Source organism: Cupriavidus phytorum, from assembly GCF_003254285.1.
GTDB lineage: Bacteria > Pseudomonadota > Gammaproteobacteria > Burkholderiales > Burkholderiaceae > Cupriavidus > Cupriavidus phytorum.
Map to the genome: position 1 here is coordinate 1 of NZ_QKZN01000015.1, position 21716 is coordinate 21716.

Annotated in this window: 21 protein-coding genes and 1 rRNA gene; 9 read left to right on the forward strand and 13 right to left on the reverse strand. The window is 68.7% G+C overall.

Going from position 1 to position 21716, the window contains the following annotated elements; translation table 11 throughout:
- The first annotated feature begins 179 nt into the window (after positions 1-179).
- Both rrf and C7416_RS25495 read left to right on the forward strand, forming a co-directional pair.
- A 5S ribosomal RNA gene (gene rrf, locus C7416_RS25490) occupies positions 180-292 on the forward strand.
- 126 nt (positions 293-418) lie between these two features.
- Positions 419-706, forward strand: a complete 288-nt coding sequence (locus C7416_RS25495; protein ID WP_111521464.1) for a GIY-YIG nuclease family protein — start codon at positions 419-421, stop codon at positions 704-706.
- A gap of 62 nt (positions 707-768) precedes the next feature.
- Here the strand turns inward: C7416_RS25495 and C7416_RS25500 are convergent, their stop codons facing one another.
- Both C7416_RS25500 and C7416_RS25505 read right to left on the reverse strand, forming a co-directional pair.
- Positions 769-1191 (reverse strand): organic hydroperoxide resistance protein, encoded by a 423-nt coding sequence (locus tag C7416_RS25500; protein ID WP_012355022.1) that lies wholly within the window; start codon positions 1189-1191, stop codon positions 769-771.
- Positions 1192-1242: 51 nt separating this feature from the next.
- Positions 1243-1719 carry a MarR family winged helix-turn-helix transcriptional regulator gene (locus C7416_RS25505; protein WP_111521465.1) on the reverse strand — a complete coding sequence of 159 codons (477 nt, stop codon included), beginning with the start codon at positions 1717-1719 and terminating at the stop codon, positions 1243-1245.
- 177 nt (positions 1720-1896) lie between these two features.
- Here C7416_RS25505 and C7416_RS25510 point away from each other — a divergent pair, with 177 nt between their 5' ends.
- Both C7416_RS25510 and C7416_RS25515 read left to right on the forward strand, forming a co-directional pair.
- Positions 1897-3363, forward strand: a complete 1467-nt coding sequence (locus C7416_RS25510) for a DegQ family serine endoprotease (RefSeq protein WP_111521466.1) — start codon at positions 1897-1899, stop codon at positions 3361-3363.
- A 284-nt stretch (positions 3364-3647) separates the two neighbouring features.
- The gene (locus C7416_RS25515) at positions 3648-3980 is read left to right on the forward strand and encodes a hypothetical protein (RefSeq protein ID WP_018004792.1); all 333 of its coding nucleotides are present in this window, start codon (positions 3648-3650) and stop codon (positions 3978-3980) included.
- Positions 3981-4209: 229 nt separating this feature from the next.
- On the opposite strand, the gene C7416_RS25520 is transcribed toward C7416_RS25515, so the two are convergent.
- The 3 genes from C7416_RS25520 to C7416_RS25530 are packed head-to-tail and all read right to left on the reverse strand — an operon-like array spanning position 4210 to position 8140.
- Positions 4210-6180, reverse strand: coding sequence for a transglutaminase TgpA family protein (locus C7416_RS25520; protein WP_111521467.1), 1971 nt, complete (start codon positions 6178-6180; stop codon positions 4210-4212).
- The gene (locus C7416_RS25525) at positions 6177-7208 is read right to left on the reverse strand and encodes a DUF58 domain-containing protein (protein WP_111521468.1); all 1032 of its coding nucleotides are present in this window, start codon (positions 7206-7208) and stop codon (positions 6177-6179) included. The genes C7416_RS25520 and C7416_RS25525 overlap by 4 nt, the downstream gene beginning before the upstream one ends.
- Positions 7209-7213: 5 nt before the next feature.
- Entirely contained in the window at positions 7214-8140 is a 927-nt protein-coding gene (locus tag C7416_RS25530; protein WP_111521469.1) for an AAA family ATPase, read from the reverse strand.
- A 264-nt stretch (positions 8141-8404) separates the two neighbouring features.
- Here C7416_RS25530 and C7416_RS25535 point away from each other — a divergent pair, with 264 nt between their 5' ends.
- On the forward strand, positions 8405-9226 hold the full coding sequence (locus C7416_RS25535; protein WP_111521470.1) for a phytanoyl-CoA dioxygenase family protein: 822 nt from the start codon (positions 8405-8407) through the stop codon (positions 9224-9226).
- 16 nt (positions 9227-9242) lie between these two features.
- On the opposite strand, the gene C7416_RS25540 is transcribed toward C7416_RS25535, so the two are convergent.
- Positions 9243-10082, reverse strand: coding sequence for an IclR family transcriptional regulator (locus C7416_RS25540; RefSeq protein WP_111521471.1), 840 nt, complete (start codon positions 10080-10082; stop codon positions 9243-9245).
- Positions 10083-10199: 117 nt separating this feature from the next.
- Positions 10200-11810: an MFS transporter gene (locus tag C7416_RS25545; RefSeq protein WP_111521472.1), complete on the reverse strand. Its 1611-nt coding sequence runs from the start codon at positions 11808-11810 to the stop codon at positions 10200-10202.
- 61 nt (positions 11811-11871) lie between these two features.
- On the opposite strand from C7416_RS25545, the gene C7416_RS25550 reads away from it, so the two are divergent.
- Positions 11872-12870, forward strand: coding sequence for a LysR family transcriptional regulator (locus C7416_RS25550; protein WP_111521473.1), 999 nt, complete (start codon positions 11872-11874; stop codon positions 12868-12870).
- A 48-nt stretch (positions 12871-12918) separates the two neighbouring features.
- Here C7416_RS25550 and C7416_RS25555 read toward each other — a convergent pair whose 3' ends face one another.
- Positions 12919-13479: a YggT family protein gene (locus C7416_RS25555; RefSeq protein ID WP_111521474.1), complete on the reverse strand. Its 561-nt coding sequence runs from the start codon at positions 13477-13479 to the stop codon at positions 12919-12921.
- 190 nt (positions 13480-13669) lie between these two features.
- Here C7416_RS25555 and C7416_RS25560 point away from each other — a divergent pair, with 190 nt between their 5' ends.
- Both C7416_RS25560 and C7416_RS25565 read left to right on the forward strand, forming a co-directional pair.
- Positions 13670-14128 (forward strand): MarR family winged helix-turn-helix transcriptional regulator, encoded by a 459-nt coding sequence (locus C7416_RS25560; RefSeq protein WP_111521475.1) that lies wholly within the window; start codon positions 13670-13672, stop codon positions 14126-14128.
- Between the two features lie 131 nt (positions 14129-14259).
- Positions 14260-14931: a glycine zipper 2TM domain-containing protein gene (locus C7416_RS25565; protein WP_111521476.1), complete on the forward strand. Its 672-nt coding sequence runs from the start codon at positions 14260-14262 to the stop codon at positions 14929-14931.
- Positions 14932-14936: 5 nt separating this feature from the next.
- On the opposite strand, the gene C7416_RS25570 is transcribed toward C7416_RS25565, so the two are convergent.
- The 3 genes from C7416_RS25570 to C7416_RS25580 all read right to left on the reverse strand — a co-directional run bounded on the left by C7416_RS25570 (position 14937) and on the right by C7416_RS25580 (position 18123).
- A complete protein-coding gene (locus tag C7416_RS25570) occupies positions 14937-16484 on the reverse strand; it encodes an acyl-CoA synthetase (RefSeq protein WP_111521477.1) in 1548 nt (515 codons plus the stop codon).
- Between the two features lie 102 nt (positions 16485-16586).
- Positions 16587-17297, reverse strand: coding sequence for a dienelactone hydrolase family protein (locus C7416_RS25575; protein ID WP_111521478.1), 711 nt, complete (start codon positions 17295-17297; stop codon positions 16587-16589).
- A 109-nt stretch (positions 17298-17406) separates the two neighbouring features.
- On the reverse strand, positions 17407-18123 hold the full coding sequence (locus C7416_RS25580; RefSeq protein WP_240988239.1) for a phospholipase D family nuclease: 717 nt from the start codon (positions 18121-18123) through the stop codon (positions 17407-17409).
- 231 nt (positions 18124-18354) lie between these two features.
- Between C7416_RS25580 and C7416_RS25585 the strand changes: the two genes are divergently transcribed.
- Positions 18355-18561 (forward strand): dodecin, encoded by a 207-nt coding sequence (locus C7416_RS25585; RefSeq protein WP_018004776.1) that lies wholly within the window; start codon positions 18355-18357, stop codon positions 18559-18561.
- Between the two features lie 13 nt (positions 18562-18574).
- Here C7416_RS25585 and C7416_RS25590 read toward each other — a convergent pair whose 3' ends face one another.
- Together C7416_RS25590 and C7416_RS25595 are read right to left on the reverse strand one after the other, a co-directional pair.
- Entirely contained in the window at positions 18575-19378 is an 804-nt protein-coding gene (locus tag C7416_RS25590; RefSeq protein ID WP_111521480.1) for a tetratricopeptide repeat protein, read from the reverse strand.
- 84 nt (positions 19379-19462) lie between these two features.
- Positions 19463-21670 carry a TonB-dependent receptor gene (locus tag C7416_RS25595; RefSeq protein WP_220085023.1) on the reverse strand — a complete coding sequence of 736 codons (2208 nt, stop codon included), beginning with the start codon at positions 21668-21670 and terminating at the stop codon, positions 19463-19465.
- Positions 21671-21716: the final 46 nt, after the last annotated feature.

Here is a 21716-nt window from a genome sequence, read left to right on the forward strand (position 1 = left end):
GCAGTAATGCGTTAAGCTAACCAGTACTAATTGCCCGTAAGGCTTGATCCTATAACCAGTGTGTTTCACCTGGTGTGTGTGATCGTGTCTGTGCCCCTCGGTTGGCACAATACGCACAACCCCAACTACATCCCGATTCGTGACGCTGTCCCAACCCGACAGCGCCACAACCCCTCATGCCTGGTGACCATAGCGAGCTGGAACCACCCCTTCCCATCCCGAACAGGACCGTGAAACAGCTCCGCGCCGATGATAGTGCGGATTCCCGTGTGAAAGTAGGTCATCGCCAGGCTCTTATACTGCAAAACCCCTCGACAGCGTGTGCTGCGAGGGGTTTTGTCTTTGACGCGGCCAGAACGCTGCGCTCGCTATTGCCGTAACGCCGTAATACCATTCCTGCAGTTCACCATTTCCGCCCATGTCAGCTGACTGCGCCTGGTACCTCTACCTGCTCGAATGCACCGGCGATTCCATTTACACCGGAATCACCACGGACGTGGCGCGCCGTTTTGCCGAGCACCAGTCCGGAAAAGGCGCCAAATATACGCGCTCGCGCAAGCCGCTTCGCGTGCTCGGCCAGTTGCGCTTCGCCACCAAATCGGAAGCGTTGAAGGCGGAGCTCGAAATCAAACGCATGAGTTCGGCGCAGAAGCGATCATTTTGCGCCCAGCTGCCGCCCCTAGCCGCGGAGCAGCAGACGGCGTGATATCAAGAAAAAACGGCCCGCATCGCGCTTGCGATGCGGGCCGTTTCTTTTGGCTTGCCGCTTCAGACCAGGGTCAGCGTAACGTCGATATTGCCGCGAGTCGCGTTCGAGTACGGGCACACCTGGTGCGCCTGCTCGATCAGCTTCTCGGCAGCTTCACGCTCGAAGCCCGGCAAGGAAATCTTCAGTTCGACCTGGATGCCGAAGCCCTGCGGGATCGGGCCGATGCCGACCGCGCCCTGGATCGATGCATCGGCGGGCACGTTGATCTTCTGCTGGCTCGCGACATAGCGCATCGCACCCAGGAAGCAGGCCGAATAGCCGGCAGCAAACAGCTGCTCCGGATTCAGGCCGTTGCCGGCGCCACCCATTTCCTTGGGCACCGCCAGCTTGGCGTCGAGCTGGCCGTCGGACGTGGTGGCACGGCCATCGCGGCCGCCGGTGGCGGTGGCATGGGCGGTATATACGACTTTCTCGAGTTTCATCTAAGGCTCCGGTTTGGTTGCCCGCAGGGGCGCCATCATTAATGCCCGCCGTCAGTCCGGCAAGCTGGAATCGGTCCGCGCTTGTTCGAGCGTCGACCGCAGTGCATGCAAGCGCCGCGTCAGTGCCTGGATCTCTTCGACCGGGCATTGCGTGGCACATAACATCTGTTCAGGAATCCCCTCGGCGCGCCGACGCAGCGCACGGCCGGCGTCAGTCAGGCTGACCAGAACCCTGCGCTCGTCAGCTGCGTCCCGCGTGCGGGTCACCAGACCTGACGCGGCGAGCCGCTTCAGCAACGGCGTCAGCGTGCCCGAATCCAGCGCCAGGCGGCTGCCCAGTTCCGAGACCGACAACGTTTCCGTCTCCCACAAGACCAACATCACAAGATACTGTGGATAAGTAAGCCCAAGCTCACTTAATAGTGGCTTGTACAGCTTGGTCATCGCCAACGAGCTCGAATACAGCGCAAAGCATAGTTGGTGGTCCAGCAAAAGCCAGTCGGTGGCGGCGTCGTTGTCGCGTTCCATAGCGATATATTAGACGCAATTAGATTGTGCGCAAGAGAAATTTTCGTGCGCCTCACAGGATGGCGCGTACGGAGACGTGGAAACCGAGCCTTAAGTCTGTTTTAAGTCTTGGTCGCTAGCATGACGGTGTTGCGTCGCATCGTGCCGACGCCAGATGCTAAAAGGAAAGGAACACCTATGATGCGCCAGACCATTGCTCGCACCGCCATTGGTATCGCAGCGCTGGCCGCGCTCGGCGGCGGCTATGCCTATCTGCAGCGGGAAGTCATCACCCCGGGCTACGCGGCTCCCACGCCCGTGGTCGCTGCCGCCCAGCCGGCGGCAGCCGTCGCCACGCCGATGGACTTCTCCGGCATCGTCGCCCAGTACGGGCCCGCGGTGGTCAATATCAGTGTCACCGCGCGCGCCCAGCGCACCGCGGTGCAGATGCCGCCCGGCATCGATCCGGACGATCCGCTGTTCCAGTTTTTCAAGCGCTTCGGGCCGCAGTTCCAGGGACCGCAGGGTGGCCCGCAGCAACTGGTGCGCGGGCAGGGCTCGGGTTTTATCGTCAGCGCGGACGGCCTGATCCTGACCAATGCGCACGTCGTCGACGGCGCGCAGGAAGTGACCGTCAAGCTGACCGACCGCCGCGAGTTCAAGGCCAAGGTGCTTGGTACCGATCCGCAGACCGACGTGGCAGTGATCCGCATCGATGCCAGGGACCTGCCGACCGTGCGCCTGGGCGATCCGTCGCAGGTGCGCGTGGGCGAGCCGGTGCTGGCGATCGGCTCGCCTTACGGCTTCGAGAACACCGTGACCGCGGGCATCGTCAGCGCGAAATCGCGCTCGCTGCCTGACGACACCTATGTGCCGTTCATCCAGACCGACGTGGCGGTCAATCCCGGCAACTCGGGCGGTCCGCTGTTCAACCAGCGCGGCGAGGTGGTCGGCATCAACTCGCAGATCTACAGCCAGACCGGAGGCTACCAGGGCCTGTCGTTCGCGATCCCGATCGACGTGGCGACCAAGGTGCAGCAGCAGCTGGTGGCGCATGGCAAGGTCACGCGCGGGCGCCTCGGCATCAGCGTGCAGGAGGTCAACCAGGCGCTGGCGCAGTCGTTCGGCCTGCCCAAGCCGACCGGGGCGCTGGTGAACTCGGTCGAGCCCGACAGTCCCGCCGCGCGCGCGGGACTGAAGCCCGGCGACGTCATCGTGCAGCTGGACAACGACGTGATCGATCATTCGGGCGACCTGCCTGAGCACGTGGCCGATATCAAGCCGGGCACGCAGAGCTCGCTGAAGATCATCCGCAAGGGGCAACCGATGACATTGTCGGTGACGGTCGGCACCGCGCGTGACCAGGCGGTGGCGCAAAAAGCGGGCGGCAAGGAGGCCAACGGGCGGCTTGGCCTGGCGGTGCGCCCGCTGTCGCCGGCGGAGAAGCGCGAAAGCGGTATCGAAGGCGGCCTGGTGGTCGAGGACGTGACCGGTCCCGCCGCGCGCGTGGGCATCCAGCCCGGCGACGTGATCCTGTCGCTCAACGGCACGCCGATCGCATCGGTCGATCAGCTGCGGACGCTGGTGGGCAAATCGGGCAAGCAGGTGGCGCTGCTGGTGCAGCGCGATGATGCGCGCATCTTCATTCCGCTCGATCTGGGTTGATCCTCGCGGGCACCGCTGTGTGCCCGCAAGTCGTTAACCAGCAAGGCTTTGGCGTCATCGCGGGTCGTATACCTGCACGTATACCGCCACGTTTACGAGTGGGTATACGGGCGGGTATACGGGCAGGTATACGGCCCGCTAAGCCTTACCGGAGGCGGGATTCAGCGCAACGAACTGCTTACAGAAAGCGCGCCAGCAGGTATCATCTCGACTGCGATGCACGAAGCATGCGGCGGCATGCCCCCGCCGGCCCTGGTTCTGCTGAATCGACAAAGAGGAAGTCTATGCAGTTGGATTTCACCCGTGCCCCGATGCCGGGTACCGATAGAGCGCGGCGACTGACGTCCACGACGTCAGCCACCGGCTCCGCGCCGAAGCCCCGGCGGCGCAAGAAAGAGGTCGCCCCCCACTGGGAGCGCGGCTACCGTTCGCACTTCTACCGCAACGAGCGCGGCGACAAGCTTGGCGAAGTGCGCCTGTCCGAACGCGGCGAGCTGCCGGTGGTCTACCACTGGGCCGCCGGCAATTACTCCGGCGCGGAAGGCTCGCTGGCCCACGCCCGTGCACGCGTGGAAGAGACCATCGGTTTCGGCATGCGCCAGCTGTCGCTGTTCTGAGCAGGATCTTCGCCGGTGCCGCATTCGCCGGCACTGCGACCCGTCCGCGCCCACCCTTCGCGCGCGGTGCCTTCGCTTCTCCCTGATCTTCCCGGTAGTTTCTGCAGTCCCCTGGCGTAGCCTGCGGCCGGCACAGTTCTGGCCAGTGCGGCAATCAGCCGATAGATATCCTCGCCAGCGATTGGTGTGGCCTGTTGCGTGATCGGCGCGACCAACATGCACGTGCCCGTTACCGACGCAATGCCGCCGAGATCCCGCGGATGCCCGCTCGCATCGACGCCAGAACCTGAGCCTGCGTGTCGGCCGGCAGGTTGCCGTAGCGCAGGCTGACATAGGCGGCGCTGACCGCGGCGATCGCCTCGCCGGCGCGTGGCAATTGCGTACTGGCCCGCGCCGCGAAGTCCTGCGGGCCTTCGGCCGGCGCGCGCGTGCAGCCGTGGCGGGCGAGTACGGCGCAGAAGCGCGCATAGGCCGCGCCGACCGGATCCGCGGGCGCGCGCCGCCGCCACAAGGGCACCAGTGCCAGCAGGCACAGCATGCCAAGCACGGCCGCCAGCAAAGGTCCGGCACCGGCGCTGGTGCCGAGCGCCTGCAGCAGCCGCTGCTGCCGCGCGTGGTCGTACTGCAGCACCCAGCGCTGCCAGGTGTAGACCATGCCCTCGTAGGCCCAGCGCAAATCCTTCAGCCATGCTGGCTGCCGCGACGGACGCCAGTCAGCGGCTTCGTTGCCGACCACCGCATCCAGCCCCTGCTCGATGCGGCTGGGCGCGACTGCGCTGGTCGGGTCCACGCGGATCCAGCCGCGGCCGTTGAGCCAGACTTCGGCCCAGGCATGCGCGTCGGACTGGCGCACCGCGTAGTGGTTGGCCATGGGGTTGTACTCGCCGCCCTGGTAGCCCGTGACCACGCGCGCCGGCACGCCGGCAGCGCGCATCAGGAACACGAAGCTGCTGGCGTAGTGCTCGCAGAAGCCGCGCCGGGTGTCGAACACAAAGCTGTCGATCTGTTCGGCGCCCAGCGGCGGCGGGGCGAGCGTATAGGCGAAAGGCGCCGCCGCGAACAGCCGCAGCGCGGCCTGCACGCGCGCCGCGGGATCGGCATGGCGCTGTGCCCATTGCGCGGCCAGTGCACGGGCGCGCGGGTTACCCGGCGGCAGGCTCAGCGCCAGCCGCAGCGTGGCCGGCGACAACGATTCGGCCGGCGGCGACAGCATGGAATGCGTGCGATAGCGGATGCGCTGCTCCACCGCCCGGCGTGCCATGAACTCGCCGTCGGCCGTGATGGCGGCATCCGCGCCGGTGGACAGTGCATGGCCGCGATCAAGCACGAACAGCCAGCGTTGCCGGCTGGGTTCCAGCGTGATGCTGATGTCGATGTCCGCAGTGCCGCCGGTGCCGGCCGCCGGGGCCAGTTGCTGCCGCCGCAGCCGCGACGGGTGCCAGGTGGTGCCGTCGTATTCCCACAGCACCAGCGCGCGCCAGTAGAGCGCGGACGCGGGCAACGGCGGGCCGGCGATTTCGGCACGCAGGGCGATTTCGGGCGAACGGATCAATTGCCCCACGCTGCCCGGGCGCATGGTGTCGCTGATGCCGGTGGTGCCGCTCTGCACCGATTGCGGCAGTTGCCACAGCGGGTGCTCCAGGCGCGGGAACAGCACGAACAGCGCCAGCGCCCACGGCAGGCCCAGCAGCGCCATGCGGCCCAGCAGCGGCCAGATCGCCAGCCGGCTGCGCGCCTCGGGGTGATGCAGCAACAGCCAGTTGCGCAGCACCCAGGCGCCGATCGCCAGGCTGTACAGCGCCAGCCAGAACGGCTGGTCGGACAGGTACAGCGTTAGCAGCAGGTAGAACGACAGCTGCGTGACCAGTGTGGCGTCCGACAGCGCACGGCATTCCAGCAGCTTGAGGATCACGAAGGCGCCCAGCAACGCCACCGCCAGCTCGCGCCCGATGCCGCCCCCGTCCTGCCACACCAGCGCGCATGCCACCAGCAGCACCAGCATCGCGGTGGTGCCGAGCATCCAGCGCGACGGCAGCGGCGCGCGCCGCCGCCACAGCAGCCAGCGCCACGCCAGCAACAGCACCAGCAGCAGGCTGACCGCCACCGGCAGCGTGCGGGCCTGCGGCGCCAGCACCAGCGCCAGCTGTCCTAGCAGCAGGCCGTGGTCTTCATGCCGCAGCGGCCGGGGCGCGGGTTTCATGCGTGTTCCGCAGCGCGCGCTGTGCCAGGACGCTGCGGCCACAAGGCCAGCGCCTCGAGGCACGCGCGCCGGTGACTGGCGCCGCGCGCCGGCGGCAGCTCGATGCCGGGCAGGCGCAGGCCGATCTCGGCCTCGTCGCCGGCGGCGAGCAGCCACGCGCATAGTCGCGACAGCCGGGCCTCGGACTCCATGCCGGCGGGCAGCGCGTGCCAGTCCAGCCAGCGCGCCGGCTGCCGCGGCGGATCGCCGGCGCGGCTGAGCCAGCGGCCGGTGCGCGCGCTGTGCTTCCAGGCGATGCGGTGCAGCGGGTCTCCGCTGCGGTAGCGGCGCAGCTGGTCGATGCCGTCTTCGCTGTGCGTTGTGCCGGGTCCAGCGCGCGCGTCGTCGGCATCGTCGGGGCGGTGCGCGGGCGGCGGCGGTGGGGCGTCGGCTTCCGGCGCGGGGTAGACCAGCGTCGACAATTCCAGGTCCGCATGGCTCCACACATGGAACAGGCCGAACGGAAAGCGGCTGGCGATCGTGACCCGCGGCAGCACCAGGCGGCCGCGCCGTGGCGCCGGCACGTGCAGCGCCAGCATGCCGCTGGCATTGGCATCGAGCGTCAGCGTTGCGGCGGCGACTTCCGGCATGGCGGACAGGCGCGCCTCGATGCCGATGCGCGCGTCGCCGCCACGGCTGTCGACGCGCAGGTGGAAGACGGCATCCTGCCCGGCATGGACCGCCGCCACCGGCCCCGCGGCCACGGCGAGGTCGAGCAGGTTGCGGTAGGCCAGCCACATGCACGACATGCCGATACCGGCGAGCATGAAGGTCAGCGCAAAACCCAGGCTGATGTTGTAGTTCAGCGAGGTCATCAGCATCGCGGCCAGCACCACCGCAAAGCCGACCCCGCCGCGCGTCGGCAGGATGTAGAGATGGCGGCGGTCCAGCAGCACCACGCCGCCAGCGTCACCAGCAGGGCGCCGGTCTGTGGCGCGGCGCCGGGCGAGGCGTGGCGTGCCGCCGAGCACGCCCTTGCGCGCCGCCATGGCGCTCAGGGGATCGCCACGCCGGCCAGCAGCGCGGCCAGCTGGCCGTCGACGGCGGCGTGGCCGCCGGCGCCGGCCGGCAACAGGCGGTGCGCGGCCACGGCCATGAACACCGCCTGCACGTCTTCGGGCAGCACCAGGTCGCGCTGCGCCAGCAGGGCCCAGGCGCGCGCGCATGCCAGCAGCGCCAGCCCGGCGCGCGGCGACAGTCCCGCGGCAAAGCCGCCGTGGCTGCGCGTGGCCTGCACCAGCGCCAGCACGTAATCGACCAGCGCCGGACTGGCGTACACCTGCGCCGCCGCTTCCTGCAGCGCCAGCACCTGGCTGCCATCCATCACCGGCGGCAGCTCCGCCGCGCTGGCGCCGCCCAGGTACAGCACGCGCTCGAAGGCGGGGTCGGGGTAGCCCAGCGACAGGCGCATGGTGAAGCGGTCCAGCTGGGATTCGGGCAGCGCATGGGTGCCGATCTGCTCCAGCGGGTTCTGCGTGGCGATGACGAAAAACGGCGACGGCAGCGCGTGCGTGGCGCCGTCATGGGTAACCTGCCCCTCCGCCATCGCCTCGAGCAGCGCGCTCTGGGTCTTGGGCGGCGCGCGGTTGATCTCGTCGGCCAGCACCACCTGCGCAAACACGGGGCCGCGATGAAAGCGGAATTCGCCGGCGTCGCGCACAAAGACCGACACCCCGATCAGGTCGGCCGGCAACAGGTCGCTGGTGAACTGCACGCGCTGGTAGTGCAGCCCCAGCGTACGCGCCAGCGCATGCGCCAGCGTGGTCTTGCCGACGCCCGGTACGTCTTCCAGCAGCAGGTGGCCGCGTGCCAGCATGCAGGCCAGCGCCAGCCGCACCTGTTGTGGCTTGCCAAGGACAATGCGGCCCAGCTGGGCCTGGGCCTCGGCCAGCGAAGCGACGATGCGGGGGCGTGCAGTCACGTGGGACCTCGGCGCGGAGCCTGAAAAAAATCGCGGTGGATGCAGGAATTATCGGGCAAAGACCAGCGCATTGTAGCGGCGCGCACCGCAGTCGCGACCGTCTGTTGCCGTACGCACGTGCCCGCTGGCCGGGGCGGAGTGCAGGCTGCGGATGCGGCGCCTGCGCCAGATGGCGCCGCTTCTGGCATCATGAGCCTGTCGGGCCACCGCGGCCCCTGTTTCTGTTTCCGCCTCTTTGCGCGGCCGTGCGCCGCACCTGCTGCAATGACCTCGCTGGATCCCTGCGCCGACCTGCCCGCCTCCACCCTGTCCGCCGATGCCGGCGCGCTGCCGCGCCTGGTGCAGGCCTTCCACGCCAACGGTTTCGTGATCCTGCGCGGCTTTGCCGACGAGCCGGCGTGCGCGGCACTGGAGGCGGTGACGCGCCAGCATCTCGCCGCGGCGGTGCCGCCGGTGGAGTTCGAGGCCGACCTCGGCTATCCGGGCGCCCCGGCCACGCGCGACGCCGCCGGCGGCGGCACGGTCAGGCGCCTGCGCCAGGCCTACGGGCGCGATGCGGTGTTCCGCCGCTGGGCCAGCGATCCCAGGCTGGTTGCGGTGGTGCAGGCCCTGCTGGGCGAGCCCGCCCGCATCACGCTGGCGCATCACAACTGCGTGATGACCAAGCATCCGCACTACGGCAGCCAGACCGGCTGGCACCGCGATACCCGCTACTGGTCGTTTGCGCGGCCGGAACTGGTGACGGTGTGGCTGGCGCTGGGCGACGAGGACGAGCGCAATGGCGTGCTGCGCGTCATCCCGGGTTCGCACCAGGCCAGGCTCGAGCCCGGCCAGCTGGACCCGGCCGAATTCCTGATCGAAGCGCACCCGGCCAGCCAGCCGCTGCTGGATGCCGCGCAGCCGCTGGCACTGCATCGCGGCGACGTGCTGTGCTTCGACAGCAGGCTGTTCCATGCGGCCGGCCGCAATGTGTCCAACGCGGTCAAGCTGTCGGTGGCGTTCGCGTATTTCGGCGCCAGCAACCGGCCGCTGGATGGCACGCGCTCGGCCGAGTTCGGCAGCGTCGAGCTGCCCGCGGTGGTCTGATCCGGCGCGGCTGCGCTCAGGTGCGCAGCCCGACCAGTCCGGAAATCTTCTCGGAAGCTTCCAGCAGCGGCGGCAGGAAGCGCTCCAGCATCTCCTGCGCGCTGGTGCGATTCGCCTGGCCGCTGATGTTGATGGCGGCGATGGTGTGGCCGGCGCGGTTGCGGATCGGCGCGGCCAGCGATACCAGCCCTTCCTCCAGCTCCTGGTCGTTCAGGGCCCAGCCGCGCTGGCGGACGTCGGCGACGATGGCCTTGAGCGCGTCCACGTCGGTCACGGTGCGCCCGGTGCGCGCGCGCAGCTCGGTGGCGCGCAGCACGCTGTCGAGCTCGGGCTCGCTCAAGCCCGCCAGCAGCACCCGTCCCATCGACGAGCAATACGCCGGCAGGCGGCTGCCGATCGACAGGTTGATGGTCATGATCTTGCGCGCCGGCACGCGCAGCACGTAGACGATCTCGGTGCCATCCAGCACCGAGATCGAGCAGCTTTCATGGACCTGCTGCGACAGCGTTTCCATGATCGGCTCGGCCAGGTTCCAGAACGGCATCGAGGTCAGGTAGGCGAAGCCCAGGTCCAGGATCTTGGGCGTGAGCCGGAACAGGCGCCCGTCGGCCTGCACATAGCCCAGCCCCACCAGCGTCAGCAGGATGCGGCGCGCGCCGGCGCGTGTCAGGCCGCTGGCCTGGGCGATTTCGGTCAGGGTCTGGGCCGGGTGCTGCGCGTTGAAGGCGCGGATCACCGACAGCCCGCGTGCAAAGGACTGCACATAGCTGTCGCTCGGCTTTTCGGGCGCGGCGGCGCTGTCGGCGGTCGGCGATGCTGGCGGCGGGGTCTGGCGGGAATCGGTGGGACTGGCCATCTGCGTAGCCCGGCGCGGTTCGCCGGATTGGCACGGAAAGGCCGAAAGGGTAGAGGAAATGCCGACATTGCGCCAGTGCCGGGCCCGGACGGGCCCGCGGCGGTCAGCCCCCCGGCCTCAGCGGAAACTGCGCTGCACCAGCACGAACACCGCCCCCGCCACGCACAGCGCGGCAAAGCCATGCAGCAGGTCCATACCGGCGAGCAGCGTCGCCTGCCGGTCGACTTCCTGCGACAGCTTGGCCAGTCCCGCAGCGGACAGCGCGTCGGGCATCTGCAGCGCCGGGTTGAAGCGGGTGATGTGCTCGGCCAGGTGGGTGCGGTGCTGCGCCAGGCCGTCCTGCATGAACACGCTCGCCAGCCCGGTGCCCATCGCCGAGGCAATCTGCTTGCACACATTCTTGAACTGGTAGGCGTGCGAGAAATCCTCGACCGGCACTTCCAGGTAGGTCATCGACGCCACCTGCACCATCAGCAGCACCGGTGTCAGTCCCTCCAGCAGCACCACTGGCACCAGCGCGTAGTCCGGCGCGCCCGGCATCAGCTGGGCCGACAGCAGCATCGCCGCGCAGGCGTAGACGACGAAGCCGATCGCGATCACGCGCCGCTTGCGGAATACCAGCGCCATGCCCAGCGTGATCAAGATGGCGCCGATGGCGGAGACCGTGCCGCTGGTCGACAGCAGCATGCAGGTGGTGCGGAAGGTCAGCCCGAGCCCGGTCTGCGTCAGCGTCGGCAGCAGGAACGACCACCCCGACGACAGCAGGTAGTACAGCGTATAGAAGCCCAGCCCGTACAGGTACTGGCGCCCGGCCAGGCGCGAGAAGTCGATCCACGGGTCCGGATGCCGATACAGCCGCCAGCCGCTGAAGGCAAACAGCGCCACGCCGCACAGCGCGGCCAGCGGCATCTCGAGCGAACTGAAGAAGCGCGTGTAGCGCATCTCCTGCAGCGTATGCAGGAACACCAGCGCGCCCAGCGCGGCGGCGATGGCGGCGGGCCAGTCCAGCGTCGACACCGGCGGATGCGGATCGCGCGGCGCGCGCGTGGGGTAGGTCAGCGCGACCAGCAGCAGCACCGGCAGCGCAATGCCGGCCTGGAACAGGAACACCGCGCGCCAGCCGATGTCGTCGAGGAAGATGCTGGTCAGCCACGGCGTGATCGCCAGCATGGAAAACGAGCCGCCGCCGAAGCGCAGCATCAGCGGGGCGCGTTCGGCCGGCGTCGACACCAGCTGGACCAGGATGCGCGAGGCCGCGAACAAACCGCCCGCGCCCAGCCCCTGCACCGCCTTGCCGGTGATCAGCCCGGCCGGGCTGGCAAACTCCGCGCAGATCAGCGAGCCGGCGATAAACACCAGCAGCGACACCATGGTGAAGCGCTTGTACGTGATGCGGCGCGCGAGCTGGTCCAGCACCATGTTCATCAGCACCGCGGTGGCGGCGTAGGCCGAGATCGCGTACAGGTAGTCTTCCGGCGCAGCGCCGACGCCGCCCTGGATATGCTGGCTGGCCACGCCCATCATCAGCGTGGACGAGAAGTCGATGCCGGTCACCAGACCCAGCGTCAGGCCGAACAATGAAAGACGCCAGTGACCCATCTCGGGGTGACTGGCGAGCTGCATGCGCGGGCGCTGGGAGGTCTTGGTGCCGGGGGTGGCGGGGGCGGGGATGGCTGGAATGGCGGGGGCTAGCGCGTCCGATCCGGCCGGGACAGGCGTTTGTTGCATCGCTCAAGCATAATGTAGGCCCACCGTCCAGAACTACAGGTTGCCAGGGAAACATTGTCCGGTGAACGAAACAATCCAATGGAATGACTGGGAGGCGTTCTGCTGCGTGGTCGAGCAGGGCACGTTCACGGCCGCGGCGGAGCAGCTCGACTGTCCCAAGTCACGCGTGTCGGCCGCGGTCGCGCGGCTGGAAACCGCCATCGGCGCCAAGCTGCTGGAGCGCACCACGCGCCGCATGCGCCTCACCGATGCCGGCAAGGCGGTCTATCGCGACGTCGCGCCGCTGTTCGCGCGGCTGCGCGAAATCCGCCAGGAAACGCTGGCGCGCGAAGAGCGCGTGCAGGGCGTGCTGCGCATCGCCACGCCCTATGAATTCGGCGCGCAGCAGCTCGGCGGCGTGATCTGCCGCACACTGGCGGCACACCCGGCGCTGGATGTGGCGGTGGAAATCACCCAGGGCCTGGTCGATCCGATCCGCGACGGCTACGACGTGGCCTTTGTCATCGTCGACGCCGACCTGCCTGACTCCGGCACGGTGGCGCGCCGGATCTACCATGTCGAACGCGGCCTGTTCGCCGCGCCGGCGCTGGCGGCAAGCCTGCCGGCGCAGCTGCGCCCGGAAGACCTGGCCAATATGCCGACGCTGACCACGCCCGGCGACACGGTGTGGGAATTCACCCGCGACGACCAGACCGTATCGGTGCCGATCCGCCCGCGCATGCAGACCCACAACGCCGAGCTGCGCCTGCAGGGCGCGCTGGCGGGGCTGGGCATCGCGCGGCTGTCGGTGATCTATTGCGAGGCCGAGGTCGCGCAGGGGCGGCTGGTGCGCGTGCTGCCCGACTACCCGCTGCCGCCGCTGCGCGTGTTCGCGCTGCTGCCGGACCGGCGCCTGCAGCCGCGCAAGGTGCGCGCCTTCATGGAAGCGATCGAATCGATGATGGTGTCGGAGCTGCCGCCGGAAGGGGATGCCGAGCCGGCGCGCGACGCGGGGCCGGATGCCGCCGCTGACGGGCTGGCTGACGGGCTGGCACCGGGAGAGGCCCGCACGGCGGGCTGAGGGCGCAGTCGGTGAAGGCGTTGCGCCGGTCCTGCGCCCCGGATGCCGTCAGTGCATGCCGATGATGCCCGCGCCCAGCCGCGCCAGGACCATCAGCAGGATCTGCGCGATCACGAACAGCACCAGCGGCGAGATATCGAAACCGCCCAGGCGCGGCACCACCCGCTGGATCGGGCGCAGCACCGGCGCGGTCAGGTGGTCGATGGCCGGGGTGATCGGCGAATGCGGGTTGACCCACGACAGGATCGCCATCAGCAGCGTGACCCACATCACCAGGCTGATGGACCACTTCAGCACATAGAGCACGGCGGTCAGCAGCATGGCGGGCACGAAGCCGGGCAGGTCGATGCCGCTGATCAGCGCGACCAGAGCCAGAAACACCACCGCGGTCAGCCACGCGGCCAGGATCGTGGCCCAGTCGATGCCGCCTACGCCCGGGATGATCCGGCGCAGCGGCCGCACCAGCCAGTCGGTGATCTGGAACACCCCCTGCGAGACCGGGTTGCGCGTGGGGAGCCGCGTCAGCTGCATCCAGACGCGCAGCAGCAGCGCCATGCCGAACAGGGTAAAGACGGTATCCAGCAGGAAGAGAGCGATTTCCGAGAACATCGGTGCGTTTTCCGGTGACGGGTGAAGGTGTCTGCAACCGCACAGATTCTGCCATAGCCGGGCGCGCGCACGGCGCAAACCGGGAGCGGCTGCCGGTGTGCCGCGCGGCCCCTATAATTGCGAGCGCCCCCGCCAGGGGGGCTTGCGCGGATTGCCGCGCCTTCATTCCCTTTCGCGTTTTCTGCCGCCCATGCCAAGCAAGTCCGCCTCGTCGCCGCAACCCGCTCCGCTCAGCAAGGCCGACTTCGAGGCACTGTCCGACTTCCGCTACCAGCTGCGCCGCTTCCTGCGGTTTTCCGAAGACGCGGCGCGCGAGGAAGGGCTGACGGTGCAGCAGTACCTGCTGCTGTTGCATATCCGCGGCTGTGCCGACAAGGACTGGGCCTCGATCGGCGAACTGGCCGAGCGCCTGCAGGCCAAGCAGCATGGCGTGGTGGCGCTGGTCAATCGCTGCGAGGCCGCCGGGCTGGTCAAGCGCCGGCTCAATCCCGAAGACCGCCGCGTGGTGCAGGTGCATCTGACCGCCAAGGGCGAGCGCTACCTGAACCGGCTGGCGATGCTGCACCGGACCGAGCTGGAATCGCTGCGCGGCGCGTTTCGCGTGGCCCGCATCACGCAGTTCAACGACGACGGCGCGGAGCGCGGCTGAGCGCGGCCACGCCGGCATCGCCACCCGTTACAGGCGGTTACCAATCACAAGCTCCGGTGACACCCACTGGCCGCCGGCGGCCCTAGACTCGCGCGCATTCCCCAACACGCGCAGCGCGCAGGAGTCCTGACATGTCCATCCCCTTTCGTTCGGTTGTGCTTGCGGTGCTTGGCGCCGGTGCGCTGGCCGGGTGTGCCACGCCGTATGGCTACGACAACGGCTATGGCACGGGGTATGGCGGGGGCTACGGCGGCGGCTATGGCAGCACGGGCTATGGCAGCGGCACCACCATCAGCGGTTACCCGCAGCAGGGCTATCCGCAACAGGGGTATCCGCAACAAGGCTATCCGCAACAAGGCTATCCGCAGCAGGACTACCCGCAGTCTTCATATCCGCAGCAGCCGTATCCGCAGCCGTCGTACCAGGACGGCAGCTATGGCAACGGCTACGGCAACCAGGCCTACGGCGTGCGCTACGGCTGGGTCGAGGGCATCGAGGTGGTGCCGGGCCAGCCGCCGTCGACCAGCGGCGCGGGCGCCGTGGTGGGCGGCATCGTCGGCGGGCTGCTGGGCCACCAGGTGGGCGGCGGCCGCGGCAATACCGTGGCGACCATCGGCGGCGCCGTGGCCGGCGCGGTGGCCGGCAACGAGGTCGAGAAGCGCACCGGCACCAGTGCCCCGGCCTACCGCGTGCGCGTGCGCACCAGCGACAACGCCTACCTGACGCTGACCCAGTCCAATGCCTACCAGATGCGCATCGGCGACCGCGTCCGCATCGAGAACGGCGTGGCCGTGCCGTACTGAGCGCGTCAGTCCGCGCCGAACAGTTGCGCGTAATCCTCGCGCAGCTGGCGCTTGAGCAGCTTGCCGGCGGTATTGCGCGGCAGGTCCGCGACGAACACGATGCGCTTGGGCACCTTGAACGGCGCCAGCGCCTGGCGCGCATGCGCGATCAGTTCCTCCTCGGTGGCATGCTCGTGGCCGCGCTTGCGCACCACGCACGCGGTCACCGCTTCGACCCACTTCGGATGCGGCAGCGCGAACACCGCGGCCTCGGCCACCGCGCCATGGGTGTACAGGCACTCTTCCACTTCGCGGCTCGACACCAGCACGCCGCCCGAGTTGATCACGTCCTTGATCCGGTCCACCACATACAGGTAGCCCTCGGCATCCATGTAGCCAAGGTCGCCGGAATGGAACCAGCCGCCGGCGAAGGCTTCGGCGGTCTGCTCCGGCTTGTCCCAGTAGTGCGTCAGCAACTGCGGCGAGCGATGCACGATCTCGCCCAGCTCGCCCGACGGCACGTCCTGCAGGGTTTCATCGACGATGCGGGTCTCGACGTTCAGGACCGGCCGTCCCGCCGAGGCTGGCCGCGCGGCGTGCTCGTCGGGTCCCAGCACCGTCGCCAGCGGCCCGATCTCGCTTTGTCCGTAGCAGTTGTAGAAGCGCAGCGCCGGCAGCTTCTGCTGCAGCTCCAGCAGCACCGGCACCGGCATGATCGAGGCGCCGTAGTAGGCCTTGGTCAGCGTACCCAGCCGGGCCGGGTCGAACTCCGCATGGCGCAGCAGCGCGATCCAGACCGTCGGGGGTGCAAAGAAGCTGGTGATGCGCTCGGCGTGGATGGTGCGCAGGCAGTAGCCGGCCTCCGGGCTGTCGGCGATCAGCGTGGTGCCGCCGCACAGCAGCAGCGGCATCAGGAACACATGCATCTGCGCCGAGTGGTACAGCGGCAGCGCGGCCAGCGAATAGTCCGACGCGCGGATATCGCAGGCGGCGATGGTGCTGAAGTATTCAGCCAGCAGCGCGCGATGCGTCAGCACGGCACCCTTGGGCGCTGAGGTGGTGCCGGAGGTGTACAGGATCTGCGCGGGCGTGGACTCGGCGAGTGCATCGGACACGGGCACGGCGGGGCCGTCGGCGGCCGCGGCCAGAATATCGGTGCGGCGATCGCCGCCATGCAGCGTGCCGCGGATCTTGCACGGCAGGCCGTCGACGCGCTCGGCCAGCGCCGGGTCGGAAAAGATTGCGCTGGCGCCCGCTTGCGTGACGATGTACTCGGCCTCGGCCCGCGTCATCGAGAAATTCACCGGCACATGGATCAGGCCGCTGCGCAGGCAGGCCAGCCACAGCAGCACATAGGCGTCGGAGTTCTTGCCGAAGGCGGCGACGCGGTCGCCGGGACGCAGGCCCCACTGGGCCAGCGCGCCGGCCACGCGCGCGGTGGCGTCATCGAGTTCGCGGTAGCTCCAGCACCGCTCGCCGAAACGGATCGCGGTCTTGTCCGGACTGCGCCGCACCGCGCGGGCAATGGCGTCGGGGATGGTGTTGCGCAGGGCGCGCTGCTGCTCTGACTGCATGGTGGTCTCCATTGTTATGGTTGGGGTCCAGCAAGTCTTGAAGCCAAGCGCCGAGGATAAGGCGTGCCGGCTTGCCATGGCAAGCCGCACGCCTTGGGCGGACTACAGCGCTGCCGACAGGAACACCAGCGCGCGCCCGTGCGCCAGCGCGGCGCTGGGCTGGTGGTAGGAGCCGCGCGCCCAGCAGTTGAAGCCGTGGTCGGCCTGCGGGTAGACGTGGATCTCGGTGGCGGGTTTGCCGGCCATCGCGTCGCGCACCGCCTGCACGGCGTCGGACGGGATATGCGCGTCGAGCGCGCCGTAGTGGAACTGCACCGGCACGCGGATGTTGGTGGCTTCCTGCAGCTGGTTCTGGATGCCGCCACCGTAGTAGGGCACGGCGGCATCGACCAGACCGCGCGCCGCGCTCAGGTATGACAGCAGGCCGCCGAAGCAGTAACCCACCGCGGCCACCTTGCCGGCGCCGGTATGCTGGCGCAGCACCTGCACCGTGGCCGCGATGTCGTCGAGCGCGGCGGACACGTCCACGGCCTTGCGCAAGGCCATGGCGCGCGCCATGTCGTCGCCCTCGTAGCCCAGCTGCACGCGCGGGGCCTGGCGCCAGAACACGTCCGGCGCCAGCACGGCATAGCCGTCGGCGGCGTACTGGTCGGCCACCGCGCGGATATGCTCGTTCACGCCGAAGATCTCCTGCAGCAGCACGATGCCCGGCGCGCCGGGCTGCACGCCCGCCGGCGGCAGGCTCAGGTAGGCATCGAAGCTGCCCACGGCGGTGTCGACGCGGATCCACTGGCTGTCGGGAATGGCTGTCATGGCGAAGGGTTCTCCGGAAAGGGCTGGGCAAGGTTGCCGCAATGTTGAGCCCGCCAGTGTGCCATCGCGCGCCGCATCGTGCAGGCAATGCCGTGCGCCGGCCCTCGCTTCAGTACGCGCGCGACTGCCGGTAGCGCTTGTGCCAGTTGTCGGTATAGGCCTTGACCACCGCCGCGTCGCCGCGGATCAGCATGCCGTTCTCGGCGTTGCGCTCCTGCGCCGACTTGGTGAAGTTGAAGGAGCCGGTGAAGACCGCCTGGTCGTCGAACACCATCACCTTGTTATGGGCGATCGCGGGCTTGTTGTCGATCACCACCGGCACGCCGGCGTGCTTGAGGAAGGTGGCGCTGGTATAGCGCTCGCTCTGCTGGCTCTTGTCCAGGATCACGCGCACGTCGACGCCGCGCCGGTGCGCCTGCGCCACGGCCTCGGCAATCGGCGCGCTGGTGAACGAATAGGCCTGGATCAGCAGGCGCTGGCGCGTGCTGCGGATGGCATTGATCAGCAGCGCCTGGCAACTCGCGCCATCCGGCACGAAGCACAGCGTGTAGCCGCTGCCATCGGCAAAGGGCTTGGCGGGCAGTGGCCTGGCATCGGGCGGCTGGGCCGGTTGCGCGGGCTTGCCGGCGCGCGACGGAAAGTGATTGGCGACGGCCTCGTTGAAGGTCTCGCTGATGCTGTTGGCGATGGTCTCGGAGACCTCGTCGAAGGTCGAGGTCGAACGGGCGTGCGCCAGCAGCGCGAAGGGACTGAACGAAGTGAAGGCCGACACGGCGGCGGCCAGGCCCAGGCCCAGCACGGCCCGGCGAACGAAGCGATAAGTCACGGCGGATCTTGGCGTCGGTGAAGGACAGCGTGCGCGCGCCGCGCGCCGCACCTGTCCGGGGGCGGGACGCAGCGTAGCAGCCGCATACGCCACTGGCAAAGCGGGATTGTGTAACAGGATCTGTGGCCGGTGTTGCGGTGTGTATGGCGTCGCGCCGCAGCCTTGGGACTATCCGCGGCCGGCGCCTATGATGGATGCAACCCATGCGGCCGCGGCCGCCAAGGAGAGGCAATGACGAACCACACCTACAAGCTGGTCGAGATCGTCGGCTCTTCGCCCGACGGCTGCGACCAGGCCATCCAGAGCGCCATCGCCAAGGCCGGCGAGACCATCAAGAACATCGACTGGTTCGAAGTGGTCGAAACGCGCGGCCATATCCAGAATGGCAAGATCGCGCACTACCAGGTCACGTTGAAGGTGGGTTTCCGCGTGACCTGATCCCTCGCTGCGTTCAGGCGGCGGCAGCGGCCTGCGGTTCAGGCTGCGTGGGCTGTACCAGCTGCGCGGCCTTGCAGGCATGCGCGTACAGGCGCTGCAGCGCCTGCTGCGGCGCGTCGCGCAGGAACGCGAGCATCTTGTCGATAAAGGCCGCGGTGGCGGTCTGCGGCACCAGCCGGATCCACTGCTGCGCTTCGGCCTCGCGCCCCGCCAGCGCCAGCATGCGCGCATAGTTGAACTGGCCGCGGAAGTCGCCGCCTTCGGCCGCCTGGCGGTAGTACGCGACCGCGCGCGCCGGATCCTGCGCCACCTCCCAGCCGTCTTCGTGGAAGCCGCCGAGGATATTGAGCGACTTGACATGGCCCAGCGCCGCCGCGCGCTGGTACCAGCCGAGCGCGGCGCGCCGGTCGGCGGCGACGCCGCGGCCCAGCACCAGCGCCGTGGCCAGGTTGTACATGCCCCAGTCCGACCCGCGCTCCGCCGCCAGCGTGTACCAGTGCGCGGCGGCGCGCGCGTCCGGCGCGGTGCCCCAGCCGTTCTCATAGCAGCGGCCGGCCAGGTTGGCCGCGCCCGCGTGGCCGGCGTGCGCCGCGTGCTTGAACCACGCGAACGCCTGCCCCGGGTCGCGCGCGACGCCATGGCCGGCCAGGAACCACTGGCCCAGCACCATCTGCGCGTCGAGGTGGCCTGCCACCGCGGCGCCGCCCAGCCACGGCAGCGCCAGCTGCGGCGGGCCGGCCAGCTTGTCGCGCAGTCCGGCGGGACCGAGTTGTTCGAGTTCGACCGGCGTGGCGACGCGAAAGGGCAGGGTATCCATACAAGGGGCTTCGGTTGCAGGCAAAGCGGCACGCGACCGGAGCCGGCCGCGTGCCGCGTGGTGCGGCCGTGGCGGCCGCCGCGCTCAGTAGCGCAGGTTCAGGTTCAGCACCGCGGTGCGGCCCGGGGCCACGGTCGCATAGTGCGAGGTATAGGCCTGGCTGTAGTACGTCTTGTCGGTCAGGTTCTGCACGTTCAGCTGCAGCGCCACGTTCTTGTTGATGCGATATGCGGCCATCGCATCGAAGCGCCAGTACGGCGGCACCCACTTGTTGGTGCCCTGGTTGCCCCAGATCTTCGACACGTAGTACGCGCCGCCGCCGATGGTCAGGTTGGGCAGCAGCTGGTACGTGGTCCACAGGCTGAAGCTGTCTTCCGGCGTATTCGGGAACGCCTGGCCGTTGGTCTGGCCGAAGGCCGAGCCGGCGCCGCCGTTGTTGCGCAGTTCGCTCTTCAGGTGGGTGTAGCCGCCGAACATGGCCCACTTCTCGGTCAGGTTGCCGGAGAAGCCCAGCTCGAAGCCGTCCACGCGCTTGTTGCCGGCCATGGCGGCAGTGCCGTCCTGCTGCACGATGCGGGCGTTGGTGGTCTCGATGCGGAAGATCGCCGCGGTCAGGGCCAGGCGGTTCTTCAGCACGTCCCACTTGGTACCCAGTTCGAACGAGCGGTTCTTTTCCGGCGCCAGCTGGTCGCCGCGGTTGCCGCTGCGGTCCGGGGCCAGGCCGTTGGGGTCCGAGCCCTGCGCCAGGAACGCGCCGGCGGGAGTCGACGAAGTGCCGTACGACACGTAGAAGCTGGCGTTTTCCACCGGCTTGTACACCACGCCCAGCTGGTAGTTGAACAGGTTGTCGTCGCGCGAATATTCGGCACGCGAGCCGTTGGCGGCGCGTGCCGCGGTGAAGCTGGTGCGGTAGCTGTCGAAGCGCACGCCGCCATTGACGATCCACTGCTTGCTCAGCTCGACCGAGTCGAACAGGTACACCGACGCCGTGTTGGTTTTGGCGTTGGTGGGGTTGTTGGCGCGCGCGATGCTGCCGCGCCACGGGTCGTTGGGGTTGGGGTTGAGCAGCGTGGTGCAGTTGTAGCCGCCGGCCGCGCCCGCGCCGTTGGGGCAGCTGCTGTTGCCGGTGTCGACGTTGTAGCTGTCGTTCTCGCTCTTTTCCTGCGAGAACTCGACGCCGAAGACGTACTTGTGCTTGATTGCGCCGGTCAGGAACTCGCCCGACAGGTCGGTCTGGTTGGCCACCGTGCGTGCGGTGGAATAGCGCGTGTTGACGCGACGCCAGAGCAGGTCGTAGTAGATGTTGCCCTTGCTGTCGTCCGGCTGCGTGTAGATGTAGTCCTGGTTGGTGCGCGAGAAGCGGGTCTGGTTGCGGAACTTCAGCGCCGGCGAAAAATCGTGCTCGAAGCGGATCGTGCCCATGTCGGCCTGGTCCTTGCGGAAGTCGCGGTCGAGCAGGCCGTAGTAGGTGCTGCGCGGCACGTTGACCGGCGAGCCGTCGCCGGCCTGGCGTGTGCGCGGGCGGCCGTCGCGGCGCGCGGTGAAGGCCGGGTTGTTGTACGGGATGCCGACGTCGGGAATGTCGTCGGTCTGCATGTGGTAGTACGACAGCGTCAGGCGCGTGTCGGTGCCCAGGCCGAACGCCACCGACGGCGCCACGCCCCAGCGCTTCTGGTGCACGGCATCGCGGCCGGCGACGTCCTGGTCGTGGAACATCGCATTGAGGCGGAACGCCGCGTGGTCGGCGAACTGCCAGTTGCCGTCGGCGGTGCCGCGCACGTACTGCGCGTTGCCGACGCCGATATTACCTTCGGAAAAATTGCCCAGCCGGGGCGCCTTGCTGGTGATATTGATGCTGCCGCCGGCGGAGCCGCGGCCGTCGTAGGCGCCGGCCGGGCCCTTGGTCACTTCGACATTCTCGACGTTGAACAGCTCGCGCGACTGCGCCCCGATATCGCGGAAGCCATCGAGGAAGGTGCTGGCCTGCGCGTCATAGCCGCGGATAAACGGCCGGTCGCCGACCGGGTTGCCGCCCTCCCCCGCGCCGAACGCAATCCCCGGCACCGTGCGCAGCACGTCGGTCAGCGTGGTCGAGCCGGTGCTCTGGATGACTTCCTGCGGAATCACCGTGATCGAGCGCGGGGTGTCGCGCAGCGGCTCGGGATTCTTGATCGACGACGAGCTTTCCGCCTTGAAACCGCTGTCGCCGGTGACCGTCACCTGCGGCAGGTTGACCGGCTTGGGCGCCTCTTGCGCGGCGACCGGTGCCGCGGCAACCGCTGCGCCGACCATGCCGGTCAATCGTGGAATGGCACCCAGCTTGCCGTGGCTCTTTCTT